This window comes from Geomonas limicola (genome assembly GCF_014193675.1).
GTDB classification, from domain to species: domain Bacteria; phylum Desulfobacterota; class Desulfuromonadia; order Geobacterales; family Geobacteraceae; genus Geomonas; species Geomonas limicola.
The window spans coordinates 338,021-356,139 of the sequence record NZ_BLXZ01000002.1; the positions used below are offsets into that span (position 1 = coordinate 338,021).

Below are 18,119 nucleotides of genomic sequence, written 5' to 3' on the forward strand. Positions count from 1 at the left end.
TAAAGGACAAGGTAAATGACGACGGAATCGTTTCAGCTTGATGCACTGCAGACTGAAAGGGAACTCAGGAGAAGGCTGGTGGACCTCACCGAATCCAGCTGCTTTTTAAGGGACGAGCAGCTCATGGCGGCCTGCCGGAGACTCTGGTCTGGCGCCGAGAACGACGGTGGCTTGGTGGGGCAACTGTGGATCGAGGGGATCTTCCCGGCAAGCTCCTCCGGAAAGGCGGTCGGTGACCTAGCCGCCGAGGGGATCGTTTCCGGGGAACTGGTGCAGCAGCTGGCAGACTCCGGCGCCTTCCCGGTTGAGCGCCCGTTATATGCGCACCAATCCGAAAGTATCATGGCGGCAGCACCGGCGGCCGGGGCACGTCCAGGGGTGGTTGTGACCGCGGGTACAGGGGCTGGCAAGACGGAGGCCTTCCTGCTGCCGCTGCTCAATGACTTGTACCGCAATCCCGATCCCCGTAAAAGAGGGACCAAGGCGATCATCCTGTACCCGATGAACGCGCTGGTGAACGATCAGGTTGAGAGGTTGTACAGCTGGATGAAAGGGCAGAAGAAGATCACCCTCTTCCATCTTACCAGCGAGACACCGGAGAACCCCCGCCACGCGGACGAGATGGGGTACCCAAAGTACGAGGCCTGTCGCATCCGCACCCGCGAGGAGGCGAGAGCGAACCCGCCGGACATCCTGGTCACGAACTACTCGATGCTGGAGTACATGCTATGTCGCCCCCAGGACGCCCCCTTCTTCTCCCGGGAGCTCAGGACCTTCGTGCTAGATGAGGCACACCTCTACTCCGGCACGCTGGCCGCGGACATTGCGCTATTGCTGAGGAGGGTCTTTCTGCGCTGCGGGAAAAAAGCGGAGGAGGTGCTGACCCTGGCGACCTCGGCGACCCTGGGGGAGGGGGTGAAGCAGTTCGCAGCCGCCATCTTCTCCAAGGATCCGGAAACCATCGTACATATTGATGGCGCCGTCGATCGTCGCGATTTCCCCGAACTCGCGCCGGCTTCGGTTGGTGCACCGGTGACCGCCGCGGCCCTCGCTCCCTTGGCCGGCCGAAGTTTCACCGCCCAGACCGGGCTCGTCAAGGAGCCGGAGCTGGTGGATGAACTGTCCCGGGTGCTCGAAGGACTGGTATCCGGAGCCATCCTGAAAAGCTATGCCACGATTCCGGAGCCGGCGGTCTTTCTGTTCAAGGCTCTTGCCCATGCTCCCCTGGTCCAGAAATTGGAAGAACTGCTCTTCGCCAGCCGTAGCCATGGTGTTATCTCTCTGGCTGACTTGGCATCGAAGCTTTTCGGCGACCCGAGCGCATCCTCCCGGTCATCCCTCATCGCGCTGCTGCAACTATGCGCTAGGGCGCGGGAGGACATCCACTCCTTGCCGCTGATACCCCACAAAGTGCATCTCCTGTCCAGGGCCTCCGGGACTTTGAGCGCCTGCCTGAACAGCTCCTGTCCCTGTGGCGACGACTTGCGCCTTCCGGGCGGGGGAAGACTCGTTGCGGAGGTTGCCACCGTCTGTCCCGATTGCGGGTCAAGGATGCTTACCCTGGTCCGCTGCGACAACTGCGGCGAGTGGCACTTCGCGGGCATCTACAGCAGCAAAGACAATAGCTTCACTCCTCGATCGAGCTGGCGTCTTGCTGCGATGCCGGCAAACCTGTCGTACCGCTTTGCCGTACCCGCCCGGCGCTCAGAAACCGGTGCAGAGTTCCACTTCGACATCGTAACGGGGCGCTGCGAGGAGACCCCGGGTGCGGTCCGGCTGCGCACGGTCGATTCCTGCATCACATGCCGCGAACCGGCAAGCAGCCTACAGCCGATGGGCACGGGGGATGGCCTCGCCTTGCCGGTCTCGGTGGAGGCCGTGTTCGCGGAAATGCCGGTGTATCCCGAGGACAAGAGACACTGGCTTCCGGCACGGGGGCGCCGTCTCCTTATCTTCAGCGACAGCAGGAAAGAGGCTGCCCGCCTGGGTCCCCTTTTGACCGACCAGCACGAGCTGCAGATGATGCGCGCCGTCATCATGGAGACCTTGCAGTCGAGCGTGTCGGACGAGAGGTCGCGGCAGAGGCTCGATCGCGACATCGGAAGGCTTCTGGAGGATCTCAGTGACCCGGCCCTGAGCGATCTGGAGCGAGGGGACGTGCACCGGGAACTGGAAGAGAAGATCCGTCGGCGTGAGGCGCTTTTTTCCGGCGGTTCGCTCACGGACTGGATCCATCAGGTGAAGAGACATCAGGTCCTTATGGAGTACTTCTGCCGCCCCGGTGGTGTGAAACATCGCGCCGACACCTGGAGCCAGAAGGAGTGGGAGGCGAACCATGCCGAGGCGCTCAAGAGTGTGGACCGGACCCTGGTGCGGGAATTCGTCTCTCCGGGGTGGAATGGGATGACTCTGGAGGCGCTTGGCCTCGCGGAGGTGGTCTATCCCAACCTCGGTGGTATAAAGCCCCCCCCGGAATTGCTGGCACTCCTCCCCAGCTTCGCGCGTGAGCCTCTCGCCGCAGCCTGGCCCGATCTTCTTGCCACCCTGTGCGATACCATCCGCGCCGACGGCGCCATCACGGTTGACGACGGCGAAAAGGACTGGGAATGGCCCTACTTCCCTATTGGCCGGTGGATGAGCCAGTCCCAGCGCTTCGGGCGGGGCTATCTCCTTTCCTTTCGGGGGGTAGAGCGGGAGATCCGGGAAGCAAGGCGCAACCGGTACTGTCGGAACGTCCTGCGCGCAGCCGGGTGCTCGGCTGAGCAGGCCGCCGCGCTGCTGGATCTCTTTCTGGATGCACTCTTCCGCCAGTTGATGGAGCTGGCCGCAGACGAACGGGTCGAATGGCTCGAAAAGGCCCCCCGGCAGCAAAAGGACGGCGTGGTGGTGGATGCGGTACGGGTAAAATTTTTCCCCCTTGCGCTGCGCATTCCCCTGCAGCTTTATCGCTGCGCCTTGACCGGTGCGGTCTTCCCGAGGGCTGTTCTGGGATGTTGCATCCTCGCCGACACCCCCGGAACCCTTGTCGCCATCTCGCAGGAGGAATTGAAAAGCGATCCCTACTATGGCAGGGCATGGCGCATGTACTTGCAGGAAAAGGCCTTCCGGATGGGGCTGTGGGCTGAGGAGCACTCGGCCCAGCTAGACCATGCGGAGACAAGGCGACTTCAGGACCTTTTCAGCACAGGAGCACGCAATGTGCTGAGCGCCACGACGACCTTGGAGGTCGGCATCGATATCGGTGGGCTTTCCGGGGTGGTGCTTGCCAATGTTCCGCCCGGCAGGGCGAACTATCAGCAGCGCGGGGGGCGTGCCGGGAGGCGTTCCGACGGATCTTCCCTGGTCATGACCTACTGCAGGTCGACTGCCTATGACCAAAGCGTCTTCCACGATTTTTCCCACTTCTTCACTAAGACGCTCAGAAGGCCTACGGTACTCCTCCAGAGGGATCGTTTTGCCAAGCGACACCTGCACGCCTATCTTTTGGGCGAGTTTTACCGGCGCATCCAGCCGAAAGGACTTCAGGTGGGGGCGATGCAGGCGTTCGGAAAGATAGGGGAATTTTGTTCTGCTGCGATCATTCCCTACATCGAGCAAAAGGGGGTCCGGCGTAGCTATGAAATCGTAAAGGCCCTCCCTTACGCAGACAAGTTGATATGTGTCCATCCCTGGTGGCGCGAAGATGCCCGGCACCTCGCCGACCAGTTCGTCGCCTTCCTCAGGTACCTTGCCAAGGAGCCTGCGGAGGTCTATACGGAGGTGGCGACCCTTCTCGAAGCGACGCCGGGGCACAGGTGGCTGCAGTCGTGGCAGGAGACCATAGAGTCGGTTGTAAAGGATTTCCGCAGTGCCGTCGATCCTTGGATTGAAGATTATGAGAGTCTCCTTGCTGCTTGGAAGGAGGAGTCGGTACGTGATAACGGAGAGGTCCGTGCGCTTAACGCCATGTTCTTCCAGGCTAAGGCGCTACGCAACTCCACCGTCATCGAGGAGTTGGGCGGCCACCGCTTTCTGCCGAGGTACGGTTTCCCCATCGGGTTACAGTCTCTCACTCTTCCTGCAGGTAGAGGTCAGAAGGAGGCTATCTCGCTCCAGCGAGACGGGATCGTGGCGATAAGCGAATACGTCCCGGGATCCTCCCTGCTGGTCGGGGGACGAACCTACACCTCGCGCGGGATTCAGAAGTCATGGGCGCATCAGGAGTCGACGGTGGGCCGCCGGGGGTGGATGTATCAGTGCACCAGCGGACACGTGTTTCATCGCCCCTTGCTCGACCTCAAGATCTCCGGCTGTGCGGTCCCTGGATGTGCGGCGCCGCTTAACGGCCCGCCCCTGGAATTGCTGATTCCTCGTTTTGGCTATTCAACCGCATTATGGGACCCGCCGAGATGGAAATCCGATCCGGAGCGGATCGGAGCTACCGCTTTTTCGACGACGTCGTTCGCCCACTCCACGTCTGAAAACAAAAGCGACCCTGGATTTGGTGGGATTCCGGGAGCCTTCGCCGAGTTGTGCGAGGGAGGGGAGTTACTGGCCTACAACAGCGGGGAATACGGGCATGGCTTCGCCATTTGCACGCGTTGCGGGTACAGCGAGAGTGAGCGCAACGGTTCCGGGGAGGGAAGGGACAAGCTACCCAAACATTTCGCTACTCATTCTCCTTTGAGCGCCCAGAACCCTTCAGTTCAATGTTGGCGCGGAGTTGACGGTGCGCCGATCCTTAGGCACCAGCATCTTGCCGCCACGCACGGGACCGACCTTGTGCAGATCGATTTCGCACAGGTACCTCACGAGCGGTTGCGCAACACAAAAGCTGTTGTCAACACCATCGGTCATGCCCTGCGCCTGGCCGGAGCCGACTTGTTGGAGTCAGATCATCGGGAACTTGGGATGATCTGTGTTCCTGTTGGCCCCTCTGCCTACAGCGGGCTACAGATTTTTGACAATGCCGCCGGCGGGGCTGGGCATGTCGTTGAATTGATGAACGACTCCAAGGCATGGGTGGCTCGCGCGATGGAGGTGCTTTACCGCGACGAGGCGCACCATAAAAGTTGCGAAAAAGGGTGCTTGCGCTGCATCCTTACCGCATCGAGTCAATACGACTGGGAAACGGGGAATCTGGTCCGCCGTGAAGCATATGAGGTGCTCGAACAGTTGCTGAGCGGGAAGGTGATGGTCTCCTCCCCAGTTGTAGAAGTAGCCCCACTGGCAGGGGTCCCGCCACTCGAGTCGCGGCTGGCTCGGCTCCGGAAGAAAGGCACGTGAGGGCGGTGGCGGATTTTTAAGGCCAGAAGTTAGAATATCGAGGCGGTACTAACGATCGGTCAGATCATTGCAGGATGATTGATAATAAGGCCCCGTTTTTTGTCCTTGAAATACCTTTGAAGGGTCGTTTATGGCAAAATTGCAAACCGAAGTATCAAACGCTGAGCTTTTCATCGAGTTGGTCCGAAGGGCCTTGCCCAATGAATCCGCTCATGCGGCGCTCTGCAAAGTATGGGAGCAAACCTCCAGGGAGATGCTCAACGAGCTGACACTTGAATTATACGCCCGCCTAGTTTCCTCGTTCCACGTCAGCTACCGCCCTTCTTCCGCAGCCACTGTGACGCCCCTTAGGTCTGCCGATCCGGATACCTCGCCTCGAGCCGAGGCAATTCTCGAATGGATGCGGCTGGACAGCGAGCGCCAAAAAGCACACCACGATCTGCATGGGAGCAAGTACAGCTGGTTTCAATCATCCTGGCTTCTGGCCGACTTCCTGGAAGTGGCCTTCCCGCATGACCTTAACCCCGGAAAGGTGATCGCTGACTATCTCGATGACATTTTCCCCGATGCCCCTCTGGAGGAGCACCAGCATCTGGTGGGGGCAAATAAGCCGGGTGCCACCATCTATCACGGATCGCAGGTTCATGACCTGATCAGGGAGATAGGCAGAGCCGCACTCGGAAATGCCGCCCTTGAGTCCCGGCAGAAACAATGCCTCGCGGCAGTTATTGAGGGATTCCTCGACCCTCGCAGCCAGCTACTGCTGGAGGAGGGAATCTTTCTGGAGGAGGTTGTCGTTGCTGGCGTGCAGGCACCGGCAGGTGAATGACGTGGCAGCTTCCTGATAACGAAATTGTTGTGTTTTGACACTGCTATAGCAGAAGGGAAGAAGGTTCTCTGTTGTGCTATAGCAGTGTTGCTGCGACGTGTACTTTCGCGTTGGCTGAGGGGTATGAAGGGGGAGGAAGTAGATGAGCAGTCTCGATCCGCGTATTGAACAGGAAATGCGGCAGACACATGACAGACTTGTGAACGAGGGCGAGATGCTCTCAAAGGATATCCGGCAGGCGAGCTTTAATGCGTTCCGATCGAAGTTTGGTCCCGACCGTCTTCGTTCCCTGGATGGCAGGGAGCTTCTTCAGACCATGCACACCCATGGCAACAAAGACAGCTTGGTCTACTGGCTGGAATACAAAGATGATGAGGAGTTCGCTGGCCTGCATTTCGGAGGGATTTCCGGCGGTAGTGCTCATGCCTACGGTATCTTCCGTCGCCGTGGCACCGATCAATGGGTTAAGGGAAGTCCACGGAGCGAAGAGAATATATCTGAGGAAGATGCCATAGCAATCGCAAGAAAGCACCGTGATCAACTTGTGGCTGGATCGGAGTTGCTTTTGGCGCTGCCACATCTAGCGGGCGATGCGGAATACGTGGCACTTCAGAAGGCGATGGAGGAAAGGGCTCCGGACCTTGCGCGGCGGGCATGGGTCCACAAGTATTTCTTCGTGTTGTTCCCCGACAAGCTCGATGATTTCCATAACGAGGACTGGCAACGCTACTATTTGATGAAACTGCTGCAGGAACCACCACAGCAAGAAGGGCTTTATGTCACAGGGGGCCGATACGCGCGCCTCGCTGCAGAGCTAGGGTGGCCTGTCGATGAATTTTCCACCACTCTTAAGGGTGTCCACGGCAAACCAAAGCAGTGCTGGCGTGTCGGTACTCGTGTAGACGGAGAGTCTGCTTGGGAGGATATGAAAGCTGGCAATTACGTGGCAGTAGGCTGGAGCATGCTCGGCGATCTCTCCGAGTTCGCAAACAACGGGGACAAAAAGGAAAAGAAAAGCTCCCTAATCGGTATGTTGGAGTCGAACTATCCAGCTGATCCACGCAGGGTTTCGCGGGACGCGGGAGAACTCCTCAACTTCGTATCGGCGATATCGGAAGGTGACCTTGTGGTGGCTGGAGAAGGGGAAACGGTCCTTGCCATAGGTCGGATTGCCGGTGCGTACATATATGACAATAGTCCGCCAGTTAGGGCGCCTCATCGCCGTCCAGTGGAGTGGTTCTCTTTCGACCATTGGAAGTTGTTGGAAAAGGACGGGCCTCGAACTACCGTCTGGCTCTTAAGAAAGGCGCCAAACCTATTCGAGATTGAAAAAAAGAGCCAAGGACTACAGGTAACCATGCCTTCGTCCAAAGAGGCCGGTGTATCACTGGCGAAACTCCCGGGGGGATTCAAACACCGCTTAGATGAAATTTCGGGCCGTGTTCAAGGGATTCTTGAGCGGAAAGGGCAAGTCATACTTTACGGTCCACCCGGTACTGGCAAGACATATTGGGCACGACGGACCGCCCTGGATCTTGCCGCCATCGAATCCTTTGGTCAACTTTTCCAGAATCTTTCGGCTAAGGAAAAGGTGGTGGTGGCAGGGGACGAGACGGGACTTGGCTTGGTGAGATGTTGTACCTTCCATCCCGCCTACGGATACGAGGACTTTCTGGAGGGATATCGTCCGCAGTTGGGGGCATCCGGGCAGTTGGCGTTCCAGTTGCGGGATGGCATCTTCAAAAGAATTTGCGACGATGCGCGTAAGTCTCCAGAGAGAAAGTTTATTCTTCTCATCGACGAGATCAACCGTGGTGACATCCCGCGCATTTTCGGGGAACTGCTGACGCTTCTGGAATTGGACAAAAGGGGGATGTCGGTGATTCTGCCATCATCGGGAACTAGCTTCCACGTCCCGAAGAACGTCTACGTCCTTGGCACCATGAATACTGCTGACCGTTCGATCGCATTGTTGGATACTGCCCTTCGCCGCCGCTTCGGCTTCGTCGAACTGATGCCGGATTACAAGGTTTTGGACGGCGCCGTGGTGGGGGGCGCCACCCCGCTCCCAATCGGTCTCTGGCTAAGCGCTCTGAATGAGCGGATCCGGAACCATCTGGGACGTGATGCACGAAACCTCCAGGTAGGCCATGCCTATTTTCTCAGCAGTGACGGCAAACCTGTTACCGAATTATCCAAATTGGTTCGGATACTAGCTGACGATATCGTTCCTCTGTTGGAAGAGTATTGCTATGAGGATTATTCTGCATTAACGCAAATTCTTGGTGACAAGCTTGTGGATCCACAGCGTCAGCGTATCCGAGAGGAACTGTTTAAGCCGGAGCGGCTGGACGAGCTGGTAAAAGTGCTACTTGGCGAAGCTCCCGATATTGCCACTGCACCCGAAGCCACCTTGCCAGGGGAAACGTCGGAAGAGGTCGAAGATGAAGAAAGTGAGGATGGTGTATCTTGACTCGACCGTCTGTCACTCTTAGGGAATGGCAGACCCTGGGACCGGAGCAGGAAAGGGTTTTGGCTGGGCCCGTTTTCGGGGTGGAGGACAAGGACCGTGCGGTTGCCAGGCGACTGACGGAGTCCGGCAAGTTAGAAGTCCTCGAACTGGCACGAGGACTGGAACTGCGGGCGACGTCCTTCGTCGGCCGTTTCCGCCTGGGTACTATCGATGTCACCATTAACCCCAAATTGACCGGGGCTCCGCTTCTTCGTCTGCTGCGCTACGCCTACGGGCTGCGCCATCTTGATCTTTACGAGCCGGTGGGCTACACAGCAGAACAGTGGAATTTCCAGGATCTTATCATTCGCCAGTTGGCGACCGAGGTTGCCGAGATATTGGCCCGTGGTATTCATCGTGATTATATACCAGTGGCGGGTCATCTCGTTAGCCCACGCGGCCAAATAGACTTCAATCGTCACGTTCGCGATTTTCCGTGGACCACGGCAACACTGCCGTGCCGTTATCACCCCCGGATCGAAGACTGCGTGCTAAACCAGGCATTACTTGCTGGTCTTCAATACGCGGCCTCGCTTACCGCAGATACTGAATTACGTGGACAATTGAACCGTCTGAGGAAGGCGATCAGCTCCGATGTAACCGAGAAGCGTCTGGATCGCCAGCTCCTGGCCGGAGGAATGCGAGCCCTTGATCGGCGGACAACAGCGTATAAGTCGATCCTTCGTATCCTGAAGTTGCTGCTGGACTCTAATGGCATTGCCCTGGATGACGAAGAGGAACCGCTCACTCTGCCGGGATTCCTGTTCGACATGAACCGCTTCTTTCAGGCGCTACTGTCCCGTTTCCTTAGGGAGCATCTCCTGGATGGAGTGCTGCATGACGAGTATGCCCTCAGGACACTTTACAGCTATGCCCCCGAGAGTCCGCGTGGGAGAGGAGTACCCACGCCGCGGCCGGATTTTGTGGTCATGCGGGGGGGCATGATGACGGCGGTACTGGATGCCAAGTACCGGGACATTTGGCACCAAGGGCTGCCGCGCGAGATGCTATACCAGCTTTCCATTTATGCGCTCGGACGTACCGGTACTGATCGCACGTCTGTTATCCTGTATCCCTCTTTGGATGCTTGCCCGAAGGAGCAAGTTTTGTGCATCAATGACCTCATGCGAGGGGCCGTCCAGGGAAAGGTAGTGCTTCGCCCGGTGAATCTCCTGATGATGGAAAACTTAATCAGGCAGGGTAGGAGTGGGATGAAAGACCGGCTGGCTGTGGCCGAGTGGCTCGTTTATGGAGCCTAATCTCACTGTCATAACAGAAAGCACGAATAGGACAGTGCCTCTGTTTCGTTATGCTATAGAAGTGTAGATCTGACGAATCGGAAAGGAGAGCCGCACCAGTTTGGCGATCTGCCTCAACCGCCATTGGGGAACACCTTTTGCGGTTTTACTCCAGCTTACTCCTGGAGCGGCAGCCATCCGGCATCTGTGACCTTAGCTTTTTCTGACCTGCCGTTATCTCACCATTTCGCCCCTTCCCTACCTACTCACCTGCAAAATAGAAGGCTGCAACGCCTTTGGCATATGTCTCCGATCGAAAATTAACTTGAACAGAAAATGCTTTTAATTTAGGCTGCCCTAACTGAATTTTTCTTATTTCATTTCGCGCCTTGATCCACCCACATCGCAGGCTTACCCAAACGTGTGAGGCGACTGATGATCCTGACTGATAACGAGACAAAAGTCGATCTTCTCAACAATGAAGCTATAGCTGCGACGATCGTTAAACTCCTGCGAGATCGGCCGGATCAGCCAGTGACTGTCGGTGTCCATGGAGATTGGGGCGCTGGCAAATCGAGTGTCCTGGAGATGATCGAGGCCGGCTTCGAACCAGAAGAGAAGGTCCTGTGCCTAAAATTCAATGGCTGGCGCTTCCAGGGATTTGAAGACGCCAAGATCGCGCTCATCGAGGGTATCGTTACCGGCCTTATCGAAAAGCGTCCGATACTCACTAAAGCCGGTGAAGCTGTCAAGGATGTGTTTAGCAGGATCGACTGGCTCAAAGTGGCCAAGAAGGCTGGCGGACTTGCCTTCGCTGCCTTCACCGGGATCCCGACGCCAGGGCAGATTGAGACAGTCCTAGGTGCCTTAGATGGGTTTCTGGCGAATCCGGATAAGTTGGCCACCAAGGACAATGTCGAAGCAGCCATCAAAGGTGTCAAAGACCTGTTGAAGCCGAAGGGCGAAGGTGACTCAGTCAACGTCCCGGAAGAAATCAACGCCTTCCGAAAGGCGTTCGATGACCTCTTGGAAAAGGCTGGCATCGAGCAGCTTGTCGTTCTCATCGATGACCTTGATCGCTGCCTCCCTGACACCGCCATAGAGACTCTCGAAGCCGTGCGTCTTTTCGTTTTTACTTCCCGGACTGCTTTTGTTGTAGCTGCCGACGAGGCCATGATTGAATACGCAGTTCGCAAGCACTTCCCCGATCTGCCAGACACCACAGGGCCACAAACGTACGCGCGAAATTATCTCGAAAAGCTCATCCAGGTGCCCTTCCGCATCCCTGCTCTGGGGGATACCGAAACACGTATCTATGTCACTCTCCTTCTAGTGGGGGCCGAACTCGGCGAAAGAGATGAGGCCTTTAATGCCTTGATCGGTGTCGCCCGCGAACGCTTGAAACGACCCTGGACATCCGGTGCTCTTGATGCTGCGACCGTTAAAACTGCACTTCGTGGCAAGGCTCAGTACGCTAACAATGCTTTAACGCTTAGTGACCAGATTGGACCGATCTTAGCTAGCGGCACTAAAGGGAACCCCCGTCAGATCAAGCGCTTTCTCAACACCCTGGTCTTGCGGCAGGAAATGGCGGTCGCGCGCGGGTTCGGAGACGATGTCAAACTGCCGGTTCTCGCTAAGCTCATGCTAGCTGAGCGGTTCCTACCTCGCCTCTTCGACCAAATCGCCGCAGCTGCCGCCGTCGCACCGGATGGGAAATGTCCGGATGTGGCCGCACTCGAAGCGGCAGTTACCACAAAAGAAGAGGTGAAAGGCGAGGCCAATCCGGAAAAAGTCACTGACAAGGGCGCGGACACGGCAAAGAACAGGCCAAAAGCGGAGGCTGTTAAAACGGCTGATAGCATGCTTCTCACCGAGTGGCTTTCTTCGCCCACCATTAAGGCCTGGGCCGCCGTACCGACTGTGCTTGGCAATGCAGACCTTCGCCCATATCTCTTTGTTGCCAAGGATCGGAAAGATTACTTCGGTGCTGCCTCGGTGCTGGGACACTTGGCTGCCGTCGTCGAACAGCTATTCGGCGGTAAATTTGCGGTACAGGGGCTTGACGCCGATCTCAAACGCCTGGCTCCGCCGGAAGCTGCACAAGTCTTCGAAGCCGTGCGCGGCCGCATTGTTGGCGGGGGGAGCTTCGATACTGAGCCGTCTGGTGTGGCTGGTTTGGTGGTTCTGGTCAAAGCTCATCCGACATTGCAAGGCGATCTCGTCGACTTTCTTGAAACTCTACCATGCGATCGACTAGGCCCGTGGGCCTGCAAAGGATGGGAAGGTGTTCTTAAGGATGTCGATGCGTCTCAACGATTCGACCACCTTCTCGAGGTTTGGGGTAAGGAAGGCGGCACAATGCTGAAGACTGCGGCCGTAGGTGCACTTCACACGCGCCGGGGTGGCCGCTGATGGGTACCTCCAGCGCGTTCGGTGGTCAGGGCGGCAGAACCCCTCTCATTCCTAGTTGGCTTGGTGATGCTGGTGCGCCCCCGGTGGCACCGGATGGGGCACCCAATGGTGGTGACGAAATACCAAACGGCCCAGCGCAGGAACCTCCCGCGCCCGTCACACCTCCTGTACCGCCGACGCGACCGCCTATACCTCTCCTCGCCGATCCCGCCCGTTTCTCCGCGGCTCGCAACAATTTCTCGCGTTTTGCTGCTTCTGGCGGCAGGGACCGCAGAAACCTTGGTCGGGCAATGTCGCATTACGTCGGCTCCTCTTCGGGCGGAGCACGTGCGGCAGCTGTGCGGATGGGCTCGGCGCGTGGCGCAGGTAGCCGCCTCCTCGGTTTTCTGTCAGACGCGGTTGCACGTGGCGCCACCGAAGCCCTACGCTCACTCAATCTTGGGGCTCTTGCCGGCCGGCCTATCGAAGAGATCTTTCTTGGTATGTCGGACTATGTCTGCCCTGATGGCGGTTCTATAGATGAAGGGATCGCGCGTGAAGCGTTCATCGAAACGATCGCCGACCTTGCGGCCGCTGGCATAACAGAACTCGACGGGCTCTCTGCAGATCAAGTGCAAACCGTTTTTGAACTTTATGCGACCAATGCCATTGAGGCACGACTCTGTAATGACATTGGTATGAAGATAATTATCCTGCCGGCAGACAGCCGCGAAGCCGCAGGTGTGCAGGCGCAACTGAAAGATTTCATACTACGCGCAGTCTCTGATGCGCTTACCACTACCAGCACTGCAGTAGCCGCGCTCACACCCGATCGGGTGCTCCAATTCGTTGGAGGTGTCTATGAGCAGGCATTTGAAATATTGCGCACTATGGGAGAGGGAGAGGCGGAGGGCGAATGAGGCGACACGTCATCATAGGTCGATACGGTCCTGGCGACCGTAGCCGATTTCCACTTGGAGAGGGTGAGGCTGAAACCGGACTTGATCTTGTCGGCGGTGAGCGGTCCCTTGCTCATGGGGTAGGCCGTGCGCTGGATGATTTGGCGCGGTCTGGCGTCCATCCCTCTGAGGTTGGCGTCGATATCCTTGTCTTGGCCGCACATGTACACGCAGCCGACACCCGTATTTCGAGGGCCAGCGAATCCCAAGACGGGTGGACACGCGAAATCCGACTGATCGTCCCTGTTTCCGATCCAGAACGCTGGACAGCGGTCTCGCCGACCTTTGTTAGGATGCTAGATTTCCTCACTGGTGACCGCTGGACGCTCGCGTTTCGTGCTCGACCACGTCGCTTCGCCAGGATCACGCCGGCACGTCCAGCACGGCTCTTTGGTCCTCGTTTTGATTACCTCTCGCTTTTCTCCGGAGGCCTGGATAGTCTCGTTGGAATAATCGACGCCCTTGAAGGGGGCCGCACGCCTCTTCTAATCAGCCACGCTGGCGAAGGCGCAACTAGCGAGGCGCAATCCGCAATCTTTGACGCGTTGCGGACGCATTATCGGCGCCGTAGCTTCGAGCGCTTGCGCCTCTGGATGGCATTTCCGGATGGCTTTGTCCGAGGTTCGGCCGGAGAGAATACCACGCGTGGCAGATCTTTTCTTTTTTTCGCTTTAGGGGTTTTCGCCGGGAGTGGTCTCGGCACGCCGTTCACTCTGAACGTGCCTGAGAATGGTTTGATCGCCGTCAATGTTCCGCTTGATCCACTGCGCCTCGGCGCGCTGAGCACGCGTACGACCCACCCCTTCTACATCGCCCGCTGGAATGACGCGCTCGAAGGACTGGGCCTGAATGGCCACATCGAGAATCCCTATTGGGACAAGACCAAGGGCGAAATGGTGGCAGCATGCATCAACGGTACGCTGCTCCGCCGGCTCATTCCTTCCTCGCTTTCCTGCGCCTCTCCGACCAAAGGACGCTGGCAAGGCCTTGGCACTCAGCATTGTGGCTATTGCTTGCCGTGTATCATCAGGCGAGCGGCGATCCTTAACGGGCTTCGCCCCGACCCAGACCCTACCGTCTACACAGTAGATGATTTGACCGCACGTGTTCTAGACACGCGCCAAGCGGAGGGTGTTCAGATTCGGTCATTCCAGCTTGCGATTGATCGGCTGCACAGAAGACCAGGATTGGCGCCAATCCTCATCCACAAGCCGGGTCCTCTCTTTGATGAATCACCGGCTCGCCAGGCGGCGATTGCCGGCGTCTATCAACGTGGCCTTGAAGAGGTCGGCATGTTGTTGGCTGGCGTGAGGACGAGGCCAACGTGACTGACAGCGTTAAACCGATTGGAGTGGATTTTCACTGTCATCTTGATCTCTATCCCGATCATGAGGCTGCGGTCGCAAGGGCTGAAGCTGCGCGCGTTTACACGCTTTCCGTCACCACGACGCCGAAAGCATGGCCTCGCAATCATGAACTCACGCGCGGCACCCGTTATGTTCGCGCCGCGCTTGGGATGCATCCGCAGCTCGTCGCCGAGCGCATCGACGAGCTGCCGCTATGGGAACGTCATCTGCCTGAGACCCGCTATGTCGGTGAGGTTGGCCTTGATGCAGGTCCACGCTTTTATGAATCGATCGAGCTTCAGAAGCATGTCTTTCGTACGATTCTTGAAAGATGTAGCGAGGCTGGCGGGAAAATTCTCTCCATCCACAGCCTAAGGAGTGTTCCCGTAGTGCTCGATATGATTGAGCGGTATCTCCCGCGGAACCGTGGTGCCGTAGTGCTTCACTGGTTCACTGGAAGCAAAAGTGAAGCACGGCGAGCTGCCGCGCTGGGTTGTTATTTTTCACTCAATGCCGAAATGATTCGTTCAGACCGCGGCCGTGCTCTTATCGAGAGCCTGCCATTGGACCATATCCTCACTGAAACGGATGGCCCCTTTACTCATATCGACGAGCGACCTGCTGAACCACTTGACATACGGGTGACAACTGAAACACTCGCAAAAGTTCGGAATGTAACCGTTGATGAAATCGCTAAAGCTATTCTTGCCAACCTTCAAGCCCTGCTGCGCTGATGCTGGCGTCTGGATCGGGTCGATTCTCGGCTCTTGCCTGTAAAAACAGGTAACCCATCCGGAAATTTTGCAGCAAAGCTGAGCGTAGACAAGAAGCCTCGATACTCGCGCCAAGTGGTGTCAGACCAAGTGTCTGCAGTGATTGGAGAAAGAGTATGTCTCTTACCGAGCAGGAAAGGCTTGCGATAAAGGAAAATCTGTTTCCCGTGGCAGCGCTGTCGGTGCTCGACGATCCGCGATTCCCATGGCACCGGATCCACGGGGAAGCCACCGCCAAGGTACCACACTCCTCACAAGCACTCGCGGTCGATTTTTTCGGCACCGTCAAACAGCTCACAGAACCAGACAGGATATGGGACGCTATGGCCTCGCGCTGGGGGCTACCGTCAAAGGGGGGCTGGCAATTGTCTCTCGAGCGGTGCGTGCCCTTGGCAGCGCTAGGCGAGCCAACTCCTACCCAGGTTGACGCCACCGTAGAGAGCGAGACCGCCTTTATCGCGTTCGAGTGTAAATTTACTGAGCCAGATGGTGGTGGCTGCTCGCAAATCAAGCCGCTCAGTTCCCGATCCCCCAACCGGGGTAAGGTCCAGTGCTCCGGAAATTACAGCCTCCAAGAAAACCCTGTCAACGGCATCTGCTCACCCTGTGCGCTCACTGGCAAAGGGATCCGATATTGGGAAGTTGTTCCCCGCATCTTATCCATAGGTAGCGACGTGGATCACAGCCCCTGCCCCTTCAAGGGAGGATGGTTTCAATGGATGCGCAACCTGGCTGCTTGCAGCGCCATGACGGAATCCTCAAAGAAGCGCGGAGCCTTTGTGGTTCTTTATATGGATGGGCCGTTTCCTATGGCAAAGAGGATTAGGTCCTCAGAATGGCAAAAACTGATTTCGTTGACCGAAGGGCGGACTGTTCCTCTTATTACAGTCTCTTACCAGGAGATGCTCGTCATCGCCATGGAGGCAGCTGCGCCGTACGACACTCCTGTCCTTAAGCGCTTGGAGGACTGGATGCAACAGAAGGCGTTGAAAGTAAGCGCACAGAAGGGTGCGTCCTCTGCAACATGTTAGAGTAATGGCGGGAACGCTCCGACCTGTGTGAAGCGATCCGTCTACCTTGATTCTCCTTTTCTACTCGGCTTGGTGCCGTTGGTTGAGGGCGGAGTGGGGTGGCATGGTGTGGAGCGATGGTACTCTGCGGCGGCTAGCGCCTCCCGAAGATATTCCTTCACCCCAGTCTCGAAATCGCCGATAAACCCCGCCTATTGCAATGCGTCCACGGACCTGCTGTTCAATGGTCACTTGGCGGCCGTCGATCTCGGACAACCTCTCACATATCCGACGGCACTCAGCCTCGATATTCTCGTCACCCACTTTCGTCCCCTTCGGTAAGATGTATTCAAAGACTGCGATGGTAAAATACTTCATGACGCAACTTTGAAGAACCTCAGCCCTACCCTTGGGGGGCTCACCTATCACTGGGGCCCGGCACAAAATGGAAATGGAAAAGCGGTACCGACTTAACAGTCAGCACCGCTTTTATGTTTGACTAGCTGATGTTACGCCACGGCGTCTTTCAATGCCTTGCCAGCCTTGAATTTCGGGGCTTTGCTCGCTTTGAGTTGCATCGTCTCCCCAGTCTGGGGATTGCGACCTTGTCGCGCAGCGCGTTCAGTGACCTCAAAAGTGCCGAAGCCGGCAAAGGAGACCCTGTCGCCTGATTTCAGTGCTTCCGTAACCACTTCGAGAAAAGCATTAACCCCCTTTTCCGCATCGGTTTTCGTGCCCCCCGTCTGCTCTGCAATTCGTGCAACAAATTAGTTTTCGTCATCCTCTTCCTCCAGTTGATTGTTGATTGCCAGCGACAATTTAAAAGGCAAGTATGGTGCCAAGTTGACACTATCATAGCAAAAAGGAAGACAAGATTTTTTATGCTATAGCAGTGTCTACCTCAGGACGAGTGCCTCGTTTGTCTAATAGCTTGTGCTATGGGTCAAAGTTCGACGCCGATTCACAACTCTGTGGTGAGCGTAAAGGGAGGTGGCCTCCGAATTGCTTGAAGGAAGGCTCCTTGAATGATCGCTGGACGAAAGAGTAGGTGGCCTAAGAAATCGAGCAGGCAGAATACGTAGCACGACGAAATCGTTCACATTAACCCCATTTGTATTGCGTGGTGTGGTTCTTCATGTTATTTTCGCACGGCATTTCTACCCTTTTAGGCTTTGAGGCATGGTGGGCCCGCCAACTTTTTGCAGCGGTGACAAACTCTTTTGGGTAGTGACAAACTCTTTTGTCAAGTGACAAACTTAATTTGCTAGTGACAAACATATTTGACAATTCATAAAAAGGAGAACAACCAAGATGGCCAGTCTCAACAAGGTGATGCTGATCGGAAACCTGGGCAAAGACCCGGAGGTGCGCTACACCGCGGGAGGCACCGCCGTCGCCTCCTTCTCCCTCGCCACCTCCGAGAGAATGAAGAACAAAAACGGCGAGTGGGAAGAGAAGACCGAATGGCACAACATCACCCTCTGGTCGCGGCTTGCTGAAATAGCCGGCGAGTACCTCTCCAAGGGGAAAACCGTGTACATCGAGGGTCGCCTGCAGACCCGCAAGTGGCAGGACAAGGACGGCAAGGACCGCTACACCACCGAGATCGTCGGCGAGAAGATGCAGATGCTCTCCGGCCGCGGCGAGGGTGGTGCACCGGCGGGTGGCGGTCGTCCCCAGCGCCCCGCGTCCAACCAGTACGACCAGGGGTCGAGCTACGAAGAGCCGGTCTTCAACCCGGACGACGAGATCCCGTTCTAGCTACCCCCTTTTGGTTTTCGTCTATAAAAAAC

General features: G+C 56.9%; 11 protein-coding genes. 10 read left to right on the forward strand and 1 reads right to left on the reverse strand.

The genetic code is table 11. The annotated features are described in order from the left end of the window. Positions 1–15 precede the first annotated feature (15 nt). The 9 genes from H7688_RS05335 (at position 16) to H7688_RS05375 (ending at position 16,347) form a co-directional block, all read left to right on the forward strand. A complete protein-coding gene (locus H7688_RS05335) occupies positions 16–5,265 on the forward strand; it encodes a DEAD/DEAH box helicase family protein (protein ID WP_183360027.1) in 5,250 nt (1,749 codons plus the stop codon). Positions 5,266–5,395: 130 nt separating this feature from the next. Next, positions 5,396–6,094 carry a hypothetical protein gene (locus tag H7688_RS05340; RefSeq protein WP_183360028.1) on the forward strand — a complete coding sequence of 233 codons (699 nt, stop codon included), beginning with the start codon at positions 5,396–5,398 and terminating at the stop codon, positions 6,092–6,094. A gap of 142 nt (positions 6,095–6,236) precedes the next feature. Further along, complete coding sequence (locus H7688_RS05345) at positions 6,237–8,567, forward strand: AAA family ATPase (RefSeq protein WP_183360029.1); 2,331 nt, start codon at positions 6,237–6,239, stop codon at positions 8,565–8,567. 80 nt (positions 8,568–8,647) lie between these two features. Further along, positions 8,648–9,865: an McrC family protein gene (locus H7688_RS05350; protein WP_183360030.1), complete on the forward strand. Its 1,218-nt coding sequence runs from the start codon at positions 8,648–8,650 to the stop codon at positions 9,863–9,865. A gap of 414 nt (positions 9,866–10,279) precedes the next feature. Then, on the forward strand, positions 10,280–12,259 hold the full coding sequence (qatA, locus tag H7688_RS05355) for a Qat anti-phage system ATPase QatA (protein WP_183360031.1): 1,980 nt from the start codon (positions 10,280–10,282) through the stop codon (positions 12,257–12,259). A gap of 290 nt (positions 12,260–12,549) precedes the next feature. Then, on the forward strand, positions 12,550–13,158 hold the full coding sequence (gene qatB, locus H7688_RS22470) for a Qat anti-phage system associated protein QatB (RefSeq protein ID WP_308470301.1): 609 nt from the start codon (positions 12,550–12,552) through the stop codon (positions 13,156–13,158). Then, positions 13,155–14,525, forward strand: coding sequence for a Qat anti-phage system QueC-like protein QatC (qatC, locus tag H7688_RS05365; protein ID WP_183360033.1), 1,371 nt, complete (start codon positions 13,155–13,157; stop codon positions 14,523–14,525). The genes qatB and qatC overlap by 4 nt, the downstream gene beginning before the upstream one ends. Continuing rightward, positions 14,522–15,277: a Qat anti-phage system TatD family nuclease QatD gene (gene qatD, locus H7688_RS05370; RefSeq protein ID WP_183360034.1), complete on the forward strand. Its 756-nt coding sequence runs from the start codon at positions 14,522–14,524 to the stop codon at positions 15,275–15,277. The genes qatC and qatD overlap by 4 nt, the downstream gene beginning before the upstream one ends. A 155-nt stretch (positions 15,278–15,432) precedes the next feature. Beyond that, positions 15,433–16,347 (forward strand): PGN_0703 family putative restriction endonuclease, encoded by a 915-nt coding sequence (locus H7688_RS05375; RefSeq protein WP_183360035.1) that lies wholly within the window; start codon positions 15,433–15,435, stop codon positions 16,345–16,347. A gap of 488 nt (positions 16,348–16,835) precedes the next feature. Here H7688_RS05375 and H7688_RS05380 read toward each other — a convergent pair whose 3' ends face one another. Then, the gene (locus H7688_RS05380) at positions 16,836–17,081 is read right to left on the reverse strand and encodes an HU family DNA-binding protein (protein WP_183360355.1); all 246 of its coding nucleotides are present in this window, start codon (positions 17,079–17,081) and stop codon (positions 16,836–16,838) included. Positions 17,082–17,637: 556 nt separating this feature from the next. On the opposite strand from H7688_RS05380, the gene H7688_RS05385 reads away from it, so the two are divergent. Further along, complete coding sequence (locus H7688_RS05385) at positions 17,638–18,087, forward strand: single-stranded DNA-binding protein (RefSeq protein WP_183360036.1); 450 nt, start codon at positions 17,638–17,640, stop codon at positions 18,085–18,087. Positions 18,088–18,119 lie beyond the last annotated feature (32 nt).

Bases quoted from the DNA above. Each gene is read 5' to 3' on its own strand.
- H7688_RS05335 (WP_183360027.1), top strand. From the start codon at position 16: ATGACGACGGAATCGTTTCAGCTTGATGCACTGCAGACTGAAAGGGAA.
- H7688_RS05340 (WP_183360028.1), top strand. From the start codon at position 5,396: ATGGCAAAATTGCAAACCGAAGTATCAAACGCTGAGCTTTTCATCGAG.
- H7688_RS05345 (WP_183360029.1), top strand. From the start codon at position 6,237: ATGAGCAGTCTCGATCCGCGTATTGAACAGGAAATGCGGCAGACACAT.
- qatA (WP_183360031.1), top strand. From the start codon at position 10,280: ATGATCCTGACTGATAACGAGACAAAAGTCGATCTTCTCAACAATGAA.
- qatB (WP_308470301.1), top strand. From the start codon at position 12,550: ATGTCGCATTACGTCGGCTCCTCTTCGGGCGGAGCACGTGCGGCAGCT.
- qatC (WP_183360033.1), top strand. From the start codon at position 13,155: ATGAGGCGACACGTCATCATAGGTCGATACGGTCCTGGCGACCGTAGC.
- H7688_RS05375 (WP_183360035.1), top strand. From the start codon at position 15,433: ATGTCTCTTACCGAGCAGGAAAGGCTTGCGATAAAGGAAAATCTGTTT.
- H7688_RS05385 (WP_183360036.1), top strand. From the start codon at position 17,638: ATGGCCAGTCTCAACAAGGTGATGCTGATCGGAAACCTGGGCAAAGAC.